Consider the following 19,413-nt stretch of genomic DNA (forward strand, 5'->3'; position numbering starts at 1 on the left):
CGGAGGCACCAGACCATGCGCTCGCTGATCCTCCTGGCCATCATCTTCCTGTGCGCGACCACGGGCGTGATCCTGCTGCTGTACATGATCTCGCTGATCCGCAAGGCCAGGCCTTCGGAGCGCACGCACATGGACCCGCTGCCGCGCATGCTGCGGCTGGTGTGGCCGGTGGTGAACATCCTGCAGTTCCACGTGTCGGAGATCGCGCCCACCTCGATGCTGGTCAAGCGCAAGCGCCAGCTGCAGCTCGCGGGCCTGGAGTTCGTGCTGAAGGCCGAGGAGTTCATCGCGGTGCAGGTGGTGTCGCTGATCGTGGTGGCCGCGCTCGGCCTGTGGACCGCCGGCCTGCTCGACGCGATGGCCGCCACCAAGGTGTGGGTCACGCTGTCGTCGTGCGTGGCGGGGTGGCTGTACCCGGTGATGTGGATGCGGGACCGCCGCAAGAAGCGCGAGAAGGACATCCTGCGCACGCTGCCGGGCTACCTGGACATGATCACGCTGTGCTGCCAGGCCGGCCTGAGCCTCACCGGCGCGATCGCGCAGGCGGTGCAGAAGGGCCCGGGCGGCGCGCTGGGCCAGGAGTTCGACCGCATGATGCGCGAGATGCGCACCGGCGCGAGCCGCATGGACGCGCTCAACGCGCTGGCCGACCGCCTGGACAACAAGCACATCAAGAGCCTGGTGTCGAACCTCACGCAGGCCGAGTCGCTGGGTGCAAGCCTGGCCGACACGCTCTCCGCCATCTCGGACCAGCGCCGCACCGAGCGCTTCCAGATGGCCGAGAAGCTCGCCATGGAAGCGCCCGTGAAGATGATCGGGCCGCTGGTGATCTTCATCTTTCCGGTGACCTTCATCATCATCTTCTTCCCGCTGGTGATGCAGTTCCTCGAAACCCAGAACCGCTGAAAACGCCGAGAAAAAGCCGATGCGCATCGTCTCCCTCCGATCCCGATCCCCCCAGGCCCAGCCCTTCGGTCCCGTGCGCGTGGCCGAGCGCGGCTGGGACCGCACGCGCGGGCTGCTCGGCCGGCCGAAGCTCGCCGCCTGCGAAGGCCTGCTGATCATGCGCTGCAGCTCGGTGCACACGGTGGGCATGCGCTATCCGATCGACGTCGTCTTTCTGGACCGGCACGGCGGCATCGCGCGCGTGGTCGAGAGCCTGCGCCCGATGCGCATGGCCATGTGCCTGGGCGCGGCCAGCGTGCTCGAGCTGGCCGCGGGCCAGGCGCGCCGGCTGGCGCTGAGTCCGGGGTTGCAGTTGTCGGGCTGGTGAACACACTCGAAGGAGAAGGCCATGCATTCCATCCCTCACAAGCTTCGCGGGCATCGCCTGGCGCGTGCGCAGCGCGGCGCCTCCATGACCGAGACGATGATCGCGCTGCCGCTGCTGATCCTCTTCGTGATGTGCGTGGTGCAGTTCGGCCTGATCTACCGCGCGCGCCTCACGCTGGAGTACGCCGCGCACGAGGCCGCGCGCGCCGGCTCGCTCAACAACGGCATGCCACTGCCCTTCGTCTTTCGCATCGGCAACTCGACCACGCCGGGCCTGAGCACGCTCAACAGCGCCGCGCTCGAGCTCACCACCAACGCGCTCACGCGCGGCAGCGTGTGGCAGGGGCTGGTCAAGGGCATGATGCCGCTGAACGTGCGCGACGCCAGCGTGGGCGGCATGTTCAAGGGATGGATAGACACCAACACCGACCTGATCGAGTCGGCCTGCATCGAGTACCTGAACCCGACGCAGACCGCCTTCGTCGACTGGGCCTTCATCGAGAACTTCGGCGAGAACCGCTGGATCATGCAGATCCCCAACGACACCATGCGCTATCGCAAGCCGCTGCCCTACGACTTCAAGGCCAAGGCCATGAGCACCACCGTGGGCATCGACGATCCGCTGCCGCCCGACGCGGAGCTGCGCGGCAACGTGTCGAACAAGACGCTCGGTGAATCCAGCGTGCTGCACCTGCGCGTGCACTACGGCTACCGCCTCGGGATTCCGGTGGCCAACAGGATCATCCTGACGGCGCTCAAGGGCTACCAGTTCGCGGCCGAGGCATGGTTCAAGCTGCTGTCGACCGACGGCGCCAGCGCGCCGGGCACCGACTTCCGCCTGAACCAGCTCGACGCCTACTACATCGCCAACGGCAAGATCCCGCTGGCCGCCGACGGCGTGGCGGGCATGGAGTCGCCGATGTACTGGCACCCGTTCTATTCGTTCGGGCCCAAGAGCGACCGCAGCATCGACCTGCAGTGGGACCCGGCGTGGAGCAACAACGCCGGCATCAACGTGCTGGAAAAGCCGCAGGACGCCATGACCAACATCTTCGCCTTCGTGCGCAACAACAGCACCGAGTGGGCCTCGCAGCTGCTGGCCAAGGGCGTCGACGCGGCGGCCGACAAGATCGGCGATGGCAATTCCTTCTGCCCGGCCATCTGGGACGGCTCGGTGAAGGGCCAGCTCGACAAGGTGCCGAACCCGGGCACCGCCCCCTGATGCGCAAGGCGGCGAACGCTGCGCGCGGTGGGGGCGCGCTGGCGCTGTGCGCATCGACGATCTTCGTCTCGGCCTTCCTGCTGTTCCTGGTGCAGCCGCTGATCGCGCGGCAGATCTTGCCGTGGTTCGGCGGCTCGGCCGCGGTGTGGACGCTGTGCCTGGTGTTCTTCCAGGTGGTGCTGCTGCTGGGCTACTTCTATGCCGACCGGCTGTCGCGCCGGCCGCTGCGCACGCAGGCCGTGGTGCACGCGCTGCTGCTGCTCGCGGCCTGCACGATGCTGCCGGTGATCCCCGATGCCGCATGGAAGCCGACCGGCCAGGGCGACCCCGCGGCGGGCGTGCTCGCGGTGCTGGCCGCCACCGTCGGGCTGCCGTACCTCGCCGTGTGCACCACCGGGCCGCTGGTGCAGAGCTGGGTCGCGCGGCTGCATGCGGGCGCCGAGTTGCGCCAGGCGAAGGTCTACCGGCTGTTCGCGCTGTCGAACCTCGCGGCGCTGGCGGCGCTGGTGGTGTACCCCTTCGTGCTGGAGCCGGTGTTCGCGCTGCGCGTGCAGGCCGTGGCGTGGTCGGCGGGCTTCGGGTTGTTCGCGGTGCTGGCGATCGCGTCGGTGGTGGCGGTGGTGGCGGTGGAGAAGGCGCGGCCAGCACAGGCCGGCGCCGAAGCCGCGGCGGCATCGGCTGCACCCGCGGCGCCGCTGTCGTGGCGCGACCAGCTCCTGTGGCTGGTGCTGGCCGCGCTCGGCACGGTCGCGCTGCTCGCGGTGTCGGCCTTCATCACGCAGGACATCGCCTCGGTGCCGATGCTGTGGATCGTGCCGCTCGCGCTGTACCTGCTGAGCTTCGTGCTGTGCTTCGACAGCGACTTCTGGTACCGGCGCTGGCTCTTCTGGCCCGCGGTGCTGCTGCTCACGCCGGTGATGGGCTGGTACCTGAACACGCCGCAGCGCTCGCTGCCGATTGCCGCGGCCATCGGGCTGTACTGCGCGGGGCTGTTCGCGATCTGCATGTTCGCGAACGGCGAGCTTGCGCGGGCGCGGCCCGGGCCCGCGCGGCTCACGCGCTTCTACCTGCTGCTGGCGCTCGGCGGTGCCGTGGGCGGCCTCTTCGCGGGCGTGTTCGCGCCGCACTTCTTCAACGGCTACTGGGAGCTGCCGGCGAGCCTGGCGGTGCCGGGGCTGGTCATGCTGTGGCTCGCGCGTGCGCGCCAGCAGTGGGTGTGGCTGGTGTTCGCCTTCGCGGTGGTGCTGGGCTTCGGCGCCTTCCTGAAGATGGATGCGGTCGCGGTGTCGCTGAACGTCTTTCATGCGGCGGTGGCCGCGCTGTCCTGCTTCGCGGCCGGCTACACCGCATGGCGCGCGCGCGCATGGGCCGCGGGCGCGGGGCTGGCCGGTGCGCTGGCTGCGGCGGCCGTGGCGTGGCTGTCGGTGTCCAGCGTGCTCGAAGCCGACAACCGGACCCTGCTGCGCGTGCGCAATTTCTACGGCGCGCTGCGCGTGGAGCAGTTCGGCATTCCGGGTGCGCTGACCTCGTCGCGCCGGCTGATGCACGGCGTGATCTCGCACGGCGAGCAGGTGATGGGCGCCATCTACCGGCGGCTGCCGACGACCTACTACGGACCCCAGTCGGGCGCCGGCGTGGCGCTGCGCGCGAACCGGGCCGCGCCGCAGCGCGTGGGTGTCATCGGCCTGGGCGTGGGCACGCTCGCGGCCTACGGGCGCGCGGGCGACACGATGCGCTTCTACGAGATCAACCCGCTGGTGACGGCGGCGGCGCGCGCGCACTTCACGTTTCTTGCGGACTCGGCCGCGCATGTCGAGGTGGTGCCGGGTGACGCGCGGCTGCTGCTGCAACAGGAGCTCGACGCGCAAGGGCCGCAGCGTTTCGACGTGCTGGTGGTCGATGCGTTCTCCGGCGATGCGATTCCCATGCACCTGATGACGCGCGAAGCGCTGGCGCTGTACCTGCGGCACCTGAAGCCCACCGGCGTGATCGCGTTCCACATCAGCAACCGGCACCTGGACCTGGCGCCCGTGCTGAAGCGCCTGGGGGACGACGCGGGCCTGCAGGCGCTGCGCGTGCGCTTCGAGCCCGAGCGCGGCAACGCCACGCTGGAGCACACCTCGGACTACGTGCTGCTCACGCGCGACGCGCGCTTCCTGGCGGACCCGATGGTGCGGGAGCGCGCCGAACCCATGGAAGCAGCCAGCGGCGCCCGTGCGGCGCTGTGGACGGACGACTTCAGCAACCTGCTGGGCGTGCTGAAGTGGCAGTGAGGCGCAAGCCGTAGTGAGTTCAGATGGTGTGGGCTCAGGTGGTGGCCGGGTGCCACTGCCCCAGCAACCGCGCCACGGCGCGCACCCGCTGCGTGTCGCGCCCCCAGCGCCGGCTGGCCGGCAGCTTCTGCGCCCACTTCATGCGCCGCGCCGCGTTCTGGATGCGCTCGCGCACCTCGTCGCTCACGCCGCTCAGCGCGGCATGCCAGTGCTGGCCCGCGGCCTGCGGTGCGGCGGCCTCGAGCATCATGGCCGTGGAGTGCAGGTAGCTCAGCCAGTCGCGCGCCTGGCATTCGGCCAGCGTCATGACCTCGGCGGGGTCGTCCTCGAAATCGATGTAGCCGATCACGCCGTCGGGGCACTGCACCAGGTTGCGGTCGAAGGCCTGGCTCAGGTGCTGGCCGCACACGTGCACGGCGGCAATGGCGGTCAGGCCTTCGCGCCACACCGCCAGCAGCGCGGCGGGGCCGGCGGCGGCGGCCTGGTCGATGCGCTCCTGCAGCACCACGGTGGCGCGGCCGCTTTCGCCCAGGTCCGAGATCAGCAGGCCGTCGGCCTGTTGCGCCAGCACCGTCGGCACGCGCAGGCCGGCGGCGGCCAACTGCTTGAGCCGCCGCGCCTCGGTGGCGATGGCCGCTTCGCCGCCCGGGTTGGGCACGGGCTTGATGATGTCCAGCCGCGCCATGCGCGCCACGGCCGCCATCACGCGGTAGCCCCATTTGCCGTGGCGCGGGCCGGCCTTCTTGAGCCACACGCGTTCGCTGCCGAAGCGGTGGCTGGCCACGTTCTTCTCCTGCCGGGGCAGGGTGGTGCGCAGGAACTCGGCGTAGTCGCCGGGCGCCGGCGTGCGCGCCAGCGCGTCCAGGGGCGCGGGCGCCGAAGCGGCGCCCTTGCGCGATTGCAGGCGCCCGTTGGCGCCTCCTCGTCTCAGTGGGTTCATGCGGCCATTGCAAAGCCCGCCACCAGCCCTTGCGGGCCCTGTGTCAAGGGCTGGAAACTCTCCGCACTGGCCAGCGGCCAGTAGGTGCGAAAGACATTGTGCTGCTCGTCGAGCGGGCCGAGCAAGGCGCCCGGCTGCACCTGCATCACCAGGTTGCTCAACAGGCGCACTTCGGTGTCGGAAATGCGGCGCACGATGTGGTGCGCGGTGATCTGCTGCGGATGGTCCAGGCCGGCGGCCTGCACCAGCTCCTGCAGCGCATGCAGCGTGCTGCGGTGGAAGTTGCGCACGCGGTCGGCCTTGGTGGGCACCACCAGTGCCTGCTGGCGCAGCGGGTCCTGCGTGGTCACGCCGGTGGGGCAGTGGCCGGTGTGGCAGCTCTGCGCCTGGATGCAGCCCAGTGCCATCATGAAGCCGCGCGCCGCGTTGCACCAGTCGGCGCCCAGCGCCATCATGCGGGCCACGTCGAAGGCGGTGATCACCTTGGCGGCGCAGCCGATCTTGATGCGGTGCCGCAGGTTGACGCCCACCAGCGTGTTGTGCACCAGCAGCAGGCCTTCCTGCAGCGGCGCGCCCACGTGGTCGCTGAACTCGACCGGCGCCGCGCCGGTGCCGCCCTCGGCGCCGTCGACCACGATGAAGTCGGGCGTGATGCCGGTGGCCTGCATCGCCTTGACGATGCCGAACCATTCCCACGGGTGGCCCAGGCAGAACTTGAAGCCGGTCGGCTTGCCGCCCGAGAGTTCGCGCAGCTTGGCGATGAAATGCATCATCTCCGTGGGCGTGGAGAACGCGCTGTGCGACGAGGGCGAGATGCAGTCCACGCCCACCGGCACGCCGCGCGCCGCCGCGATCTCGGGCGTGACCTTGGGCGCCGGCAGCACGCCGCCGTGCCCGGGCTTGGCGCCCTGGCTCAGCTTGACCTCGATCATCTTGACCTGCGGGTCGCGCGCGTTGGTGGCAAAGCGCTCGGGGTTGAAGCTGCCGTCGTCGTTGCGGCAGCCGAAGTAGCCCGAGCCGATTTCCCAGATCAGGTCGCCGCCGTGCACCCGGTGGTGCTGCGAGATCGAGCCTTCGCCGGTGTCGTGCGCGAAGCCGCCCATCTTGGCGCCCTGGTTGAGCGCGAGGATGGCGTTGGCCGACAGTGCGCCGAAGCTCATGGCGGAAATGTTGAACACGCTGGCGCTGTAGGGCTGCGTGCAGACCTGCGCCGGGTTGGCGCCGGCCGGCTGCGGCGTGCCGCCGATCACGATGCGGAAATCGTGGTTCGCGAGTTTGGTCGGCTGCATCGAGTGGTTGATCCACTCGTAGCCCGCGATGGTCACGTTCAGCTGGGTGCCGAAGGGCCGGTTGTCGGGGTCGCCCTTGGCGCGCTGGTAGACCAGCGAGCGCTGCGCGCGGGAGAAGGGGGCTGCCTCGGAGTCGCTCTCGATGAAGTACTGCCGCATTTCCGGGCGGATGAACTCCAGCAGAAAGCGCAGGTGCCCGATGACCGGGTAGTTGCGCAGGATGGCGTGCCGGGCCTGCCGCAGGTCGTGGATGCCGGTACCTGAAAGTACCGCGAAAGCGACCACGCCGATCCAGGCGAGCCACAGGTGCGGTGACACCAGCACGAAGGCAAGGCAGGCCACCAGACCGGCCACGCACAGGGCGAAAGCGCTGTAGCGCGCCGGAAACGGAATAATCGTGGGCATAGAAATAGTGTCGACCGAAGCCTGCTGCATCATAGAGGGCTGCCCCGAACTTGCCATGACGACCATTCCCGACCCCATTCCGGCTCCTGAAGCCACCCCTGACACCCCTGCCGAAGCCACATCCGCCCAGACGCCCCTCGGCCCCGATGACTTCGACGCCCTCGACCAGGCGCTGGACGCCATGCGCGAGCACGACGAGGAAATTCCCCAGTGGGAGTTCTGCGAAGGCTTCATGGCCGCGCTGATCTGCACCCGCCGCCCCATCCTGCCCTCCGAATACTGGCCCGTGCTGCTGGGCGACAGCTTCTCGTCGGCCCAGCACATGGAGTTCGTCTGGAACTGGAAGCGCCGCTGGATCGAGATCGAGGAAGGCCTGGACGCCCCGGTCGAGACCCTCGACGACGAACGCAGCTGGCAGCCCGAGGTGCTCGACACCCGCGGCGCCATCGCCTCCCTGCCGGAAGAAGAACGTGCCGAGATCGCCGGCGAGGAGATTCCCTCGTTCGCGCAGGTCTGGGCGCTGGGCTTCATGTACGCCGTGGAGAACTGGCCCGAAGACTGGGCCACGCCGCGCGACAAGGACGCCGCGCAGATGCTGGACGACGCGCTCGACAACATCGTCGCGCTCACCGAGGACGACAAGGCCAAGCCCACGCTGTCGATGTACAGCGACGACGCGCCGCCCAGCGTGAGCCAGCAGCGGCTGGACGACTTCGGCGCCGCCATCTGGGCCGTGTACGACCTGCGCCAGCTCTGGAAGAGCCTGGGCCCGAAAGTCGAGACGATCCGCAAGGAAGCCGAGCCCGGCCGCAACGACCCCTGCCCCTGCGGCAGCGGCAAGAAGTACAAGAAGTGCCACGGTGCCGGCTAGCACCGGTCCGGACGGTGATGCCACGCCGCTGACGCTGCGCTCGGCGTGGGTCATGGTCCTGGCGCTGTGCGCCGGGGTGGCGCTCAGCCAGGCCTTTCGCACGGTCGGCGCCATCATGGCCAGCCCGCTGCAGGCCGACTTCCACCTGTCCGCCCAGGCCCTCGGGATCTTCTCGGGGGCTTTTCATTTTGCGTTCGGCGCAATGCAGCTCTTCATGGGCATCGGCATCGACCTGCACGGCGTGCGCCGCACGGTGCTGGTGGCGTTTCCCATTGCCATCGCGGGCGCGCTGCTGTCGGCGGTGTCGTCCAGCTACCTCATGCTGGTGGCCGGGCAGGCGCTGATCGGCGTGGGCTGCGCGCCGGCCTTCCTGGTGTGCACCGTGTTCATCGCGCGGCACTTTCCGGCGGCGCGCTTCGCCACCGTCTCGGGCATGGTGCTGGCCATCGGCGGCCTCGGCATGCTGGTCACCGGCACGCCGCTCGCGTGGCTGGTGCAGGCGTACTCGTGGCGCGCGGGCTTCGTGGTGCTGGCGGTGGCCGCGGCGCTGGCCTGGCTGGCCATCTGGCGCTGGGTGCACGAGCCCGCTTCCGCCGTGCCGCAGACCAAGGAATCGATTCCCGAGGCCATCCGGCAGTTCGGCGCGCTGTTCGCCATGCCGCACACGCTCGGCATCATCGTGCTGGGCGCGGTCACGTATGCGGCCTTCATCTCGCTGCGCGGCCTGTGGCTCGGCCCGCTGATGATGGAGCGCCATGGTTATTCACTGGTGCAGAGCGGCAACGTCGCGCTGGCGGTGTCGGTGATCTCGCTGTTCGGCGCGCCGCTGTTCGGCCGCCTCGACCGCGACGGCGCCGGGCGCCGCCGCTGGATCGTCATTTGCGCGCTCGGCTACGCGGCGCTCTTCGCGCTCATCGCGGTGCTGCATTCGGCCTGGCTCGACATCACCGGCATGGTGCTGATCGGCGTGCTCTCGGGCTTCATCGTGTGGCAGTACGCCGACGTGCGCGGCGCCTACCCGACCACCCTCACCGGCCGCGCGATGGCGGTGTTCACGATGGCGATGTTCCTGGGCGTGGCGCTCATGCAGTGGGGCACCGGCGTGGCCGCCTCGGTGGCCTCGGCGCATGGCGGCGACCCGCTCACGGCCGTGCTGGCCACCATCGCCGTGCTGCTGGTGGTGGGCATCGCGGCCTTCGCCTGGCTGCCCGCGCCGAAGTCGACGGCTGTCTGATCAAGGAACACCGCGCAGCCGGCCTTGCCGGGCCGCTGGTGTTGCCCCCGGCAGGGGGTTGGAGACGCGACACGAGGTGCGCGAAGCCTGGGGGCGAGCCTTGTCTAGATCTTGAAGGCGCGTTGGATGTCGGGGCGCACCAGGTCCGCGTACTCGCGGTGCTTGCGGATGTAGCCCGCGATGAACTGGCACACCGGAATCACATGCAGCCCCTTCGTGCGGGCCTCGTCGAGCACGTGCCGCGCAATGGCCGAGCCCACGCCCTTGCCTTCGTACGCGGGCAGCACCTCGGTGTGCGTGAACATGATGGCGTCGGTCAGCAGGTTGTATTCGGCATAGGCCGCGAGCTTGCCGTCGAGCGCGGCCTCGTAGCGGTGCAGCGCGTCGTTGCTGGAAAAGGCGAGGGCGATGTCGTTGCTCATGGTTGGCGTGCGAGGTAGTTGGCGAGGTTGGCGGCCGCGGTGGCGCGCACCTTCTTGCGCAGCACCGGCGTCCAGCCGAGCAGCAGGCCCGGCGTGCCCAGCGCCTGGCGCGACCAGGTCCAGAACGGGAAGGTGTCGCGGTGCGTCGCAATGAGCCCGTCGGGCGTGAAGGTGAAGCGCGCGTCGACGCTGTTGTCCACGATGCGGCCGGTGGCGCTGAAGCGGTAGTGCGCGTCCCAGTGGGCGCTGCCCGTGGTGTCGTCGGCCTTCGCGTCGCGCCAGGTCAGGCGCCACACGTCCGCGCCCTTGGCCTTGGTGGCTTCCGACAGCATGCGCCACATGCCACCGACCTCGCGGCGCCCGCGCAGCGAGAAGGCCTCGTCGTCGAACACCGCGTCGCTGGCGTAGCAGGCTTGCATGGTGGCGGCGTCGAGCTTCGCGAAGGCGCTGTAGAAGCGCTCGATGGTCTGTGCGTTGGTGGCTGCGGTCATGAGGCCTCTGGGGTTGTGAAAAATCGGGTCAGCGGCCGAGCAACTCGACCAGCGTCTGCAGTGCGTGGCGCACCGTGGCCGCGCGCACGGTGGCGCGGTCGCCGTCGAAGCGGCGGCGCTCGGTGCGCACGTCGCCGTCGACCGACCAGCCGAACCACACCGTGCCCACCGGCTTCTCGCTGGTGCCGCCGGTCGGGCCGGCCACGCCGGTGACGGCCAGGGCCACCCGCGACGGCGCCGAATGCGCGATGGCACCCGTGGCCATGGCGCGCGCCACCGGCTCGCTGACCGCGCCGTGCGCCGCGATGGTTGCCGCGTCCACGCCCAGCAGCTGGGTCTTGGCTTCGTTCGAATAGGTGATGAAGCCGCGTTCGAACCACACGCTAGAGCCCGCGAGCTCGGTGCAGGCCGCGCCGATCAGCCCGCCCGTGCAGCTTTCGGCGGTGGTCAGCATCCAGCCCTTGCGCTGCAGCAGGGCGGCCAGCGCGGCGACGAGGTCGGGGGTGTCCAGGTCGGCCAGGGCCGGTGACGCAGCGGATGTCGAGGAAGTCGTCGCGGGGGGCGTCGAGGGGGTCGTCGAAAAGGAAGCCATCGTGTTCACCAGGCGCGCCACAGCGCAATGACCAGCAGCGTGCAGAAGGCCGCCACGAGGTCGTCGAGGATGATGCCGAAGCCGGCGTGCCACCAGCGCACCTGCGCCGCGTCGCGCTGCTTGAAGAGGCCGTCGGCCCAGGCCACGGGGCCGGGCTTGGCGGCATCGAAGTAACGGAACAGCCCGAAGGCGATGGCCTGCGCCAGCAGCCCGGCCGGCGTGACCAGCCAGAGCACGATCCAGAAGGCGACCACTTCGTCCCACACCACCGCGCCGGGGTCGGCGATGTTCATGTCGCGCGCGGTCACGGTGCAGGCCCACCAGCCGATGGGCAGCGACGCCAGGATGATCCAGCCGATGGTGGCCGGTGTGAACCACAGCTGCATCACCACGAAGGCCACCCAGGCCCACAGCGTGCCCACGGTGCCCGGCGCGATGCGCGGCAGGCCCGAGCCGAAGCCCAGCGCGATGAAGTGCGCGGGGTGCGAGAGCATGAAGCGCAGCGTGGGGCGGCGCATCGAGGGTTGGGGCATGGCGCCGGAAGCGGATGTGGTGGCGGCGGAAGAAGGAGAGGAAGAAGCAGCGTGCATCAGGGGCAGGAGTGTCGCGCATTCTGCGGCGGCGCCCGTGTCGCGCCCGCGTGGCCATGGCTTTATTAATCAAAGCAATAGCTTGTTTAATTAACGCCCGCCGCCTAGTATCCGGGCTTCTTTCCGCTTCCTGCATCTCGTCATGTCTTCGCCTTGCGCCGCCCTGCGGCCCGCTTCTTCGCCCCCTGCCGCTCCTGCCGCCCCTCCCGCCCCCGCAGCCTGGCGCGAACTCTTCACCGGCCGCAACGGCTGGCGCGCGCTCGCGCTGACCGGCGGCGTCGCGCTGCATGCCGTCAACGTGCACATCGTGACCACCGTGCTGCCGTCGGTGGTGCGCGAGATCGGCGGGCTCGACTGGTATGCCTGGAGCACCACGCTGTTCGTGGTCGGCTCGATCCTGGGCGCCACGCTGTCGGTGCGGCTGCTCGCCGTGCTCGGGCCGCGCGGCGCCTGCCTGGCCGCGCTGGCGGTGTTCAGCGCCGGCTCCATCGGCTGCGCGATGGCGTCGTCCATGCCCTGGATGCTCGCGGGCCGCACGGTGCAGGGGCTGGGCGGCGGCCTGCTCGCGGCGCTGAGCTACGGCCTGATCCAGCTGGTGTTCGCGCAGCGGCTGTGGCCGCGCGCGGTGGCGCTGGTGTCGGGCATGTGGGGCGTCGCCACGCTCTGCGGGCCGGCCGTGGGCGGCCTGTTCGCGCAGGCCGGGCACTGGCGCTGGGCCTTCTGGTTCCTGCTGCCCGTGGCCGCGGCGCAGGCGCTGCTGGTGCTGGTGCAGCTGCGGCCCTCGGCCGGCGTGACGCACGCGCGGCCCGCGGTCCTGCCGCGGGTGCCGGGCCCGCAGATCGGCCTGCTCGCGCTGTCGGTGCTGGTGATCGCGGCCAGCGGCCTGTGGCCCGACCTGCGCTGGCAGGCCGCCGGCGTGGTGCTGGGGCTGGCCATCGGCTTCGCCGCCACCCGCATCGACAGCCGCGCCACCGTGCGCGTGCTGCCCAGCGGCGCGTATTCGATGAGCGCGCCGCTGGGCGCCATCTACACGAGCGTGGCGCTGCTGCTGGTCGGCACCACCACAGAGATCTTCGTGCCGTACTTCCTGCAGCTGCTGCACGGCCATTCGCCGCTGGCGGCGGGCTACCTCACGGCCGCGATGGCGGGCGGCTGGAGCGCGGGGTCGCTGCTGTCGTCGGGACGCAGCGGCGCCGGCGCCGACCGCATGCTGCGCGCCGGGCCGGTGATCTGCACGCTGGGGCTGGTGGCGCTGGCGTGGCTGTTGCCGTCGCCGGGCGTGCTCGGTGCTGGCGTCGAGACCTCGATCGTCGCCATCGCCTTGGCCGCCGTGGGGCTCGGCGTGGGCATCGGCTGGCCGCACCTGCTCACGCGCGTGATGTCGCTGGCGCCCAAGGGCGAAGAGGGCCTGGCGTCGGCCTCCATCACCACCGTGCAGCTCTACGGCATGGCCGTGGGCGCGGCGGTGGCGGGGCTGGTGGCGAACGCGGCCGGGCTCACCGCGCCGGGCGGCGTGGCGGGTGCGCAGTCGGCCGCGGTGTGGCTGTTCGCGAGCTTTGCGCTCGCACCCGCCGTGGCGGTGTGGCTCGCGTACCGGGCCCTGGCACGGCGCGGCTGGTGAACCGGCTGAACCGCCGGGTCCACCAGATTCACCAGCCGCATCAGGTTCAGGCCACCACGCCCTCCCAGGCCAGCGCCCGCCGGCGTGCCCGCAGCCGCAGGCCTTCGCCGCGCAGCAGGCCCACCAGGTCGTAGACCTCGGCCGGCAGGTGCGCGCCGCGCCAGGCCACGTGCTGGTCGGCGCGGCACAGCACCAGCGCGTGGGTGTAGGCCTTGGGCACGTCCTCGGTCTCGATGTCCAGCAGCGTGAGCGGCATGCTGTAGGCGGCCGCGGCGCGCTCCAGCGGGCGCACGTCCACGCTGCGGTCGAAGCGCAGCAGCGTGTAGCCGGGGCCGAAGGCGTCGTAGAGCGAGCGGCCGTCCGCCAGCCAGAAGTGCGGCGCGCGGCAGCCCGGCACGGTCGAGGGCGTGAAATCGCCCATCGAATAAGGCGGCGCCGTGTGCTCGCCGTCGGCCACGATGATCGGCGAGCCGCTGTAGAAGTAGCCGAAGTTCAGGCCGCCGCAGCAGAACTGCTGCACGTTGAGCTCGTAGGCCTCGCGCCCGATGTCGGCGCGCAGCGCGTCGCCGGCCGGGCCGGGTTCCTCGATGTCGGGCGGCACCGCGCGGCGTGCGCGGATCATCTTCTGCGCATGGTCCATCGCGAAGTTCGACACCTGCTCGGTGATCGGTTGCCGCTCGGCCTCGTAGGCGTCCAGGATGGCTTCGTCGCCCCAGCCCTGCACCGCCGCGCCCAGCAGCCACGAGAGGTTGAGCGCGTCGGCAATGCCGGCGTTCATGCCGTAGCCCGCGTAGGGCACCCACAGGTGCGCCGCGTCGCCGGCGAGGAACACGCGGCCTTCGCGGAAGCGGTTGGCCACCAGCCGCCGGCCGACCCAGTCTTCCTTGCTGATGACCTCGTACGCGAAGTCGGGGCCCACGCCGAGGATGCTGCGCAGCGACTGGTCGCGGTCGACCGAATCGAACTCGGGCTCCTCGGCGTTCAGGTGGTTGTGCACCAGCCAGGTCTCGTGCCCGTCGATGGCGAACATCGTGCCGCAGCGGCGCGGGTTCATCGAGTAGTACGACCACGCCGGCTTGCCGGGAATCATGCCGCGCAGTTGCGGGGCGCGGATGAAGGTCGACTGCACGCGCTGGATCACCGCCGTGCCCTCGAGCTTCGCGCCGATCTGCTTGCGCACCACCGAGCTGCCGCCGTCGCAGCCCACCATGTAGCGGCAGCGCACGGTGCGCATCCTGCTGTCGTCCAGGTTGCTCACCACCGCGCACACGCCGTCGGCGTCCTGGGTGAAGGCCTCGAAGCGCGTGCGGTTGAGCAGCTGCACGCCCGGCAGCGCGGCCGTGTGCTTCAGGAGAATCGGCTCCAGGTAGATCTGGTTGATGCGGTGCGGCGGCTCGGGCGTGGGCCACCAGGCGTCGGGGCCTTCGGTCTCGGTGTAGCGGTCGCGGCGGCACGGAATGGGAATGCGCGTGAGCTCGATGCCCGTCACGCTGGTGCGGAACACCACGTCGTTCGGATGGTCCGCCGGCAGGCCCGCGTCGCGCAGCTTCTGCGCCACGCCCAGGCGGCGGAACTGCTCCATGGTGCGCGAGGCCACGTGGTTGCACTTGACGTTCGGCGGCTCGGCGAAGCGGCGCGTTTCGCAGATGACCACCGACACGCCGCGCGAGGCGAGGTCCATGGCCAGGGTGAGGCCCACGGGCCCCGCGCCGACGATCAGCACGTCGGCCTTCAGTGTGGTGGCGGTGTTGTCGGTCATGTCGAAAGGTGGCAATGCACGGGCGCAGGAACGCAGGAGGACGGAGGGAGGTACGGAGGATGTGCGTCAGTCGAGGCGGATGTGCGCCGCCTGGATCACCTTGGCCCACTTCTTCGTCTCGGACTGGATGTAGGCCTCGAAGGCCTCGCTCGAGGTCGGCGCGGGCTCCGCGCCCAGGTTGCGGATCGACGCCTTGATCTGCTCGTCGCCCAGCGCGGCGTTGATTTCTGCGTTGAGCCGCGCCACGACCGGCGCGGGCGTGCCGGCCGGCGCCACCACGCCGAACCAGCCGGTGGAGTCGTAGCCGGGCAGGCCGGCCTCGGCCACCGTGGGCACGTCGGGCAGCATCGGCACGCGCTGCGCGCTCGTCACCGCGAAGGCCACCAGCTTGCCGGCCTTGATCTGCTGCAGCGAGGCGGGCAGGTCGACCAGCGCGAGCGGAATCTGCCCCGCCATGGCGTCGAGCGCGGCGGGGCCCGAGCCGCGGTACGGCACCTCGACCAGCTTCACGTCGGCCATCTGCGCGAACAGCGCCGCCGACAGGTGCATGGCTGTGCCGTTGCCGCCGTGGCCGATCGACAGCGTGCCCGGCTTCGCCTTGGCCAGCGCGATCAGCTCGCGCTGCGTGCGCGCGCCGATCGACGGATGCCCCACGATCACGAAGGGCGTGGCCGCGACCATGCCCACGGGCCTGAAGTCCTTCACCGGGTCGAAGGGCATCTGCGCGTAGAGGTTCACGTTGGCGGTGAGCGCACCGGCCGCGCCCAGGCCCAGCGTGTAGCCGTCGCCCGGCGTCTTGGCCACCAGCGAGAGGCCCACGTTGCCGCCGGCACCGGGCTTGTTGTCGACCACCACGGGCTGGCCCAGCTTCTCGTTGAGCCGCGGCACCAGCAGGCGCACCACCGCGTCGGCGCTGCCGCCGGGCGGGAAGGTGACGACCAGGCGGATCGGCCGGTTCGGGAAGTCGACCGCCGACGGCGAAGGTGCTTGCGCGAAGGCCGCGCCGCCGAGCAGCGTGCACGCGGCGGCCAGCGTCAGCTGCCGGCGCCGTGCGTTCGTCCCGCCAGCCAGGGGTGCGGTCATCGAGACTCCTTGCGTGTCGTGCGCGTCTTGCGTGGTGCCATGGTGCCGTGGTGCCGTGGTCGGTTCCGGCGAAGATTGAACGATGCGCCGATTCATTCGTAAATCAAGAAATTTCTAATGAAATATCATCTTTCCTGATGAATGCGAACTTCAGTCCTACGATCCGCCAGCTGCGTGCGTTCCTCGCCGTCTACCAGCTGAAGAAGCTCAGCGCGGCGGCGCAGAAGCTGTTCGTCACGCAGTCGGCGGTGAGCATGTTGATCCGCCAGCTCGAGGACGGGCTGGACACGCGGCTGTTCGACCGCACCACGCGTTCGCTGAAGGCCACGGCCGCGGGCGAGCAGATGATGGTGACGGTCGAGCGCATCCTGCGCGACGTCGATTCGCTGTCGGCGGACTTCCGCGAGCTCGCCACGCTGGAGCGCGGGCGCGTCACGCTGGCCATCACGCCCACGCTCGCGGGCTTCCTGCTGCCCGACGCCGTGCGCGCGTTCACCGAACAGCATCCCGGCGTGCGCATCCTGGTGAACGACTGCGCGCCCGACCAGTTCATCTCGCGCATCCTCGGCGAGCATGTCGACTTCGGCATCGGCACGCCCGAACGCCCCGGCGCCGAGGTCGAGGTGCAGCGGCTCATGCGCGACCACCTCGCGCTGGTGTGCCGGGAAGACCATCCGCTGGCCAAGGCGCGCGTGGTGCGCTGGACCGACCTTGCGCACCACCCCGTCATCACCGTGCGCCCGGGCTACGGCGTGCGCCCGCTCATCGACGGCACCGCCGCGGAGGCGGGCGTGGCGCTGGACGTGGTGAACGAGGTGTCGTTCCTGTCCACCGCCATCTGGATGACCGCGGCCGGCATGGGCGCGTCGATCATGCCCTCGGCCTTCGCGCGCGCCGAGGCCGATCCGTCGCTGGTCATCAAGATGCTGAGTTCGCCGCGCGTGGCGCGCGACATTTCCATCGTCACCAAGCGCGGCCACTCGCTCTCGGCCGCGGCGCGCGCCTTCATCGACGCACTGAAGCGCTCCCTATAATTTTTCGATTCACAACATACGGGAGTCTTCGCTCCATGAGAACTTTCATTCAACGTCTCGGGGCCCTGTCGCTCCTCGTGGCTTTCAGCTTCGCGCTGGCGGGCTGCGGCAACAAGGAGGCCGAGCAGCGCAAGGCCTTCATCTCGTTCCTGCAGACCCGCGTGCTCGACAAGCCCGGCCTGCGCGTGCCCACGCCCACGGCCGAAGAGAAGACCTCGTTCGGCGACTACGCGCAGCACTACGCGGTGATCACCGATTTCAACGAAGGCATGAACCAGTCGGTGAGCCAGCCCATGACGCAGATCATGGCCAAGGGCGCGCTGCGTTCCATTGCCGACCTGTCTTCGCGCCGCGACGACCTCAAGGCCGCCAAGGAAGGGCTGGGCGGCCTGCGCACCGCGCTCGACCAGCAGACCGCCAAGGCCGACGCCGCGCACGCGCAACTCAAGCAGCCCGACGACCTGAAGCAGGTCTACGACAAGGCCTACGACAAGACCGTGACCGCGCCGTCCACCACCTTCAAGGAAGTGTTCCCCGCGCTCGACACCGTGTTCGACAGCGCGCTGGCCATCGGCGACTTCCTCGAGAAGAACAAGTCGAAGATCCAGATCTCGGGCAGCAGCGTGACCGTGAGCGATCCGGCCGTGCAGGCGGAACTCAACAAGATGCTGCAGCAGCTCAACGGCCAGTCGGCCGCCATCAACGCCGCGCAGCGCAAGATGCAGGCAATGGTGCGCGGCTAACCGAGGCTTCCAGGCTTGTCTCTCGGCTTCGCGCGCCAGGCTTCTCAGACGAAGTGGTCGAACGAGCCGAAGCGCTGCGACACCGGCGCGCCGGCCGCGTCGACGATGCGCAGGCCGGCATCGGCCTCGATGCGGCCGATGCGCGTGACGCGCGTGGCGCTGCGTGAGCCGGCCGCTTCGACCGCATCGCGCGCCGAGGCCGGTGCGGTGAAGACCAGCTCGTAGTCGTCGCCGCCCGAGAGCGCGCAGGTGCGCAGGATCTCGGTGCTCAGGCCCGGCGCCTCGGCGGCGATCAGCGCCGTGGTTGCGTCGGCGTCGAGCGTGGCGCCCACGCGGCTGGCCGCGAGGATGTGGCCCAGGTCGCCGATCAGTCCGTCGCTCACGTCCACCGCCGACGTGGCGATGCCGCGCAGGGCCTGCCCGAGCGCCACGCGCGGCGCCGGTTGCTCCATGCGGGCGCGGGCCGATTCGAAGGCCTCGGCCGACAGCGCGATCGTGCCGCGAAACACCTCGAGCGCCAGCCGTGCGTCGCCCAGCGTGCCGCTCACCCAGATGTCGTCGCTCGCGCGCGCGCCCGAGCGCAGCAGCGCCGCGCCGGCCGGCACCTCGCCGAACACCGTGATGCAGATGTTGAGCGGGCCGCGCGTGGTGTCGCCGCCCACCAGTTCGCAGCCGTGCGCGTCGGCCAGTGCGAACAGGCCGCGCGAGAAGCCTTCGAGCCAGTGCTCGTCGACACCCGGCAGCGCCAGCGCCAGCGTGAAGGCCAGCGGCTTCGCGCCGCAGGCCGCCAGGTCGCTGAGGTTCACCGCCAGCGCCTTGTGGCCGAGCCGCGCGGGCTCGACGGTGGACAGAAAGTGCCGCCCCTCGACCAGCATGTCGGAAGAGACGGCGAGCTGCATGCCCGGCGCCGGCGCAAGCAAGGCGCAGTCGTCGCCCACGCCGAGCGGGGAACGCGTGGCGGGGCGCTTGAAGTAGCGTGTGATCAGGTCGAATTCACCCATGGGGAGCGAGCATAAGGGGTGGGACTGGGCCGAGTGGTCGGAGTGGGCAGGCGGGGTGCAATGCTACAAACGCGCCATGCCCGAAACAGGACTTCGTTGATGCGATCGATCGAGAACATGCTCGGCCTCTGGGCTTCGGGTCTGCGATCGTCGCAGGCGATTGTCGACTGGGCCGGCACGGCCGTTGCCAGGCCCGATATGCCCGATGACTCCAGGCAGGAGCTTTTCGAGCTGGTCACCTACGGCCCCGAGCAATGCCTGAAGCGGGCCCGGCACGATTTTTCTCCACGGCCTGCACGGATGAGCTACCTGCAGCAGTTCTGCGTTCGTGCCATCGAGACGGAACTCGACTCGCCGGTGTCGGCGCTGGCCTTCGCCCACTGGGCTGCGCGCGGCTGCATGGGCGAGGAGCTGTCCGAGCCCGCGGTGGCGTTCGGCTACCGGCTCGACCACCTGCTCATCGACTGCGAGGACGAAGCGGCCGCCCTTGCATTCGTGCGCAACGAACTCCCGGCGCTGCTGCCGCAATGCAGGACGGTCGCCGCGCCGTTCCTGGACGACGAAGCCTGAC

Annotated in this window: 19 protein-coding genes; 10 read left to right on the plus strand and 9 right to left on the minus strand. The window is 70.2% G+C overall.

Translation table 11 applies throughout. The features are described 5' to 3' along the window. The first annotated feature begins 15 nt into the window (after nucleotides 1-15). From BM004_RS15990 to BM004_RS16005, 4 genes are read left to right on the plus strand one after another with little or no spacing between them, the layout of a single operon-like run. On the plus strand, nucleotides 16-906 hold the full coding sequence (locus BM004_RS15990; RefSeq protein WP_093127127.1) for a type II secretion system F family protein: 891 nt from the start codon (nucleotides 16-18) through the stop codon (nucleotides 904-906). A 19-nt stretch (nucleotides 907-925) separates the two neighbouring features. After that, complete coding sequence (locus BM004_RS15995; RefSeq protein ID WP_093127125.1) at nucleotides 926-1,273, plus strand: DUF192 domain-containing protein; 348 nt, start codon at nucleotides 926-928, stop codon at nucleotides 1,271-1,273. Between the two features lie 21 nt (nucleotides 1,274-1,294). Continuing rightward, nucleotides 1,295-2,494 (plus strand): TadE/TadG family type IV pilus assembly protein, encoded by a 1,200-nt coding sequence (locus tag BM004_RS16000; protein ID WP_093214756.1) that lies wholly within the window; start codon nucleotides 1,295-1,297, stop codon nucleotides 2,492-2,494. Next, on the plus strand, nucleotides 2,494-4,767 hold the full coding sequence (locus tag BM004_RS16005; RefSeq protein WP_093214759.1) for a spermidine synthase: 2,274 nt from the start codon (nucleotides 2,494-2,496) through the stop codon (nucleotides 4,765-4,767). Before BM004_RS16000 ends, BM004_RS16005 begins: the two co-directional genes overlap by 1 nt. 34 nt (nucleotides 4,768-4,801) lie before the next feature. Here BM004_RS16005 and BM004_RS16010 read toward each other — a convergent pair whose 3' ends face one another. Both BM004_RS16010 and BM004_RS16015 read right to left on the minus strand, forming a co-directional pair. Further along, nucleotides 4,802-5,707 carry a BUD32 family EKC/KEOPS complex subunit gene (locus BM004_RS16010; protein ID WP_093214762.1) on the minus strand — a complete coding sequence of 302 codons (906 nt, stop codon included), beginning with the start codon at nucleotides 5,705-5,707 and terminating at the stop codon, nucleotides 4,802-4,804. Further along, nucleotides 5,704-7,401 carry an FMN-binding glutamate synthase family protein gene (locus tag BM004_RS16015; protein ID WP_093214766.1) on the minus strand — a complete coding sequence of 566 codons (1,698 nt, stop codon included), beginning with the start codon at nucleotides 7,399-7,401 and terminating at the stop codon, nucleotides 5,704-5,706. Before BM004_RS16015 ends, BM004_RS16010 begins: the two co-directional genes overlap by 4 nt. Nucleotides 7,402-7,456: 55 nt before the next feature. On the opposite strand from BM004_RS16015, the gene BM004_RS16020 reads away from it, so the two are divergent. Further along, nucleotides 7,457-8,272 (plus strand): YecA/YgfB family protein, encoded by an 816-nt coding sequence (locus tag BM004_RS16020; RefSeq protein ID WP_093127112.1) that lies wholly within the window; start codon nucleotides 7,457-7,459, stop codon nucleotides 8,270-8,272. A gap of 52 nt (nucleotides 8,273-8,324) precedes the next feature. Next, entirely contained in the window at nucleotides 8,325-9,506 is a 1,182-nt protein-coding gene (locus BM004_RS16025) for an MFS transporter (protein WP_093128076.1), read from the plus strand. A gap of 104 nt (nucleotides 9,507-9,610) precedes the next feature. On the opposite strand, the gene BM004_RS16030 is transcribed toward BM004_RS16025, so the two are convergent. The 4 genes from BM004_RS16030 to BM004_RS16045 are packed head-to-tail and all read right to left on the minus strand — an operon-like array spanning nucleotide 9,611 to nucleotide 11,544. Next, nucleotides 9,611-9,928: a GNAT family N-acetyltransferase gene (locus tag BM004_RS16030; protein ID WP_093214769.1), complete on the minus strand. Its 318-nt coding sequence runs from the start codon at nucleotides 9,926-9,928 to the stop codon at nucleotides 9,611-9,613. Next, nucleotides 9,925-10,419 (minus strand): nuclear transport factor 2 family protein, encoded by a 495-nt coding sequence (locus BM004_RS16035; RefSeq protein WP_093127107.1) that lies wholly within the window; start codon nucleotides 10,417-10,419, stop codon nucleotides 9,925-9,927. Before BM004_RS16035 ends, BM004_RS16030 begins: the two co-directional genes overlap by 4 nt. 28 nt (nucleotides 10,420-10,447) lie before the next feature. Then, nucleotides 10,448-11,011, minus strand: a complete 564-nt coding sequence (locus BM004_RS16040) for a CinA family protein (RefSeq protein ID WP_093215004.1) — start codon at nucleotides 11,009-11,011, stop codon at nucleotides 10,448-10,450. A gap of 5 nt (nucleotides 11,012-11,016) precedes the next feature. Then, nucleotides 11,017-11,544, minus strand: coding sequence for a phosphatidylglycerophosphatase A family protein (locus BM004_RS16045; protein WP_093127104.1), 528 nt, complete (start codon nucleotides 11,542-11,544; stop codon nucleotides 11,017-11,019). A 199-nt stretch (nucleotides 11,545-11,743) separates the two neighbouring features. On the opposite strand from BM004_RS16045, the gene BM004_RS16050 reads away from it, so the two are divergent. Beyond that, nucleotides 11,744-13,222 carry an MFS transporter gene (locus BM004_RS16050; protein ID WP_093214772.1) on the plus strand — a complete coding sequence of 493 codons (1,479 nt, stop codon included), beginning with the start codon at nucleotides 11,744-11,746 and terminating at the stop codon, nucleotides 13,220-13,222. Nucleotides 13,223-13,268: 46 nt separating this feature from the next. Here BM004_RS16050 and BM004_RS16055 read toward each other — a convergent pair whose 3' ends face one another. Both BM004_RS16055 and BM004_RS16060 read right to left on the minus strand, forming a co-directional pair. Continuing rightward, nucleotides 13,269-14,981: an FAD-dependent oxidoreductase gene (locus tag BM004_RS16055; protein ID WP_093127099.1), complete on the minus strand. Its 1,713-nt coding sequence runs from the start codon at nucleotides 14,979-14,981 to the stop codon at nucleotides 13,269-13,271. Between the two features lie 66 nt (nucleotides 14,982-15,047). Next, nucleotides 15,048-16,064 (minus strand): Bug family tripartite tricarboxylate transporter substrate binding protein, encoded by a 1,017-nt coding sequence (locus BM004_RS16060; RefSeq protein ID WP_093215005.1) that lies wholly within the window; start codon nucleotides 16,062-16,064, stop codon nucleotides 15,048-15,050. Nucleotides 16,065-16,201: 137 nt separating this feature from the next. Between BM004_RS16060 and BM004_RS16065 the strand changes: the two genes are divergently transcribed. Both BM004_RS16065 and BM004_RS16070 read left to right on the plus strand, forming a co-directional pair. Beyond that, a complete protein-coding gene (locus BM004_RS16065) occupies nucleotides 16,202-17,098 on the plus strand; it encodes a LysR family transcriptional regulator (protein ID WP_093127093.1) in 897 nt (298 codons plus the stop codon). Between the two features lie 35 nt (nucleotides 17,099-17,133). Continuing rightward, nucleotides 17,134-17,841, plus strand: coding sequence for a DUF3053 domain-containing protein (locus BM004_RS16070; protein ID WP_093127091.1), 708 nt, complete (start codon nucleotides 17,134-17,136; stop codon nucleotides 17,839-17,841). Nucleotides 17,842-17,885: 44 nt separating this feature from the next. On the opposite strand, the gene thiL is transcribed toward BM004_RS16070, so the two are convergent. After that, nucleotides 17,886-18,842, minus strand: a complete 957-nt coding sequence (thiL, locus tag BM004_RS16075) for a thiamine-phosphate kinase (protein WP_093214775.1) — start codon at nucleotides 18,840-18,842, stop codon at nucleotides 17,886-17,888. 99 nt (nucleotides 18,843-18,941) lie between these two features. Between thiL and BM004_RS40655 the strand changes: the two genes are divergently transcribed. Further along, a complete protein-coding gene (locus tag BM004_RS40655) occupies nucleotides 18,942-19,412 on the plus strand; it encodes a hypothetical protein (protein ID WP_143072437.1) in 471 nt (156 codons plus the stop codon). Nucleotide 19,413: the final 1 nt, after the last annotated feature.

The organism is Variovorax sp. OK212 (genome assembly GCF_900112425.1).
Taxonomy (GTDB): Bacteria; Pseudomonadota; Gammaproteobacteria; order Burkholderiales; family Burkholderiaceae_C; genus Variovorax.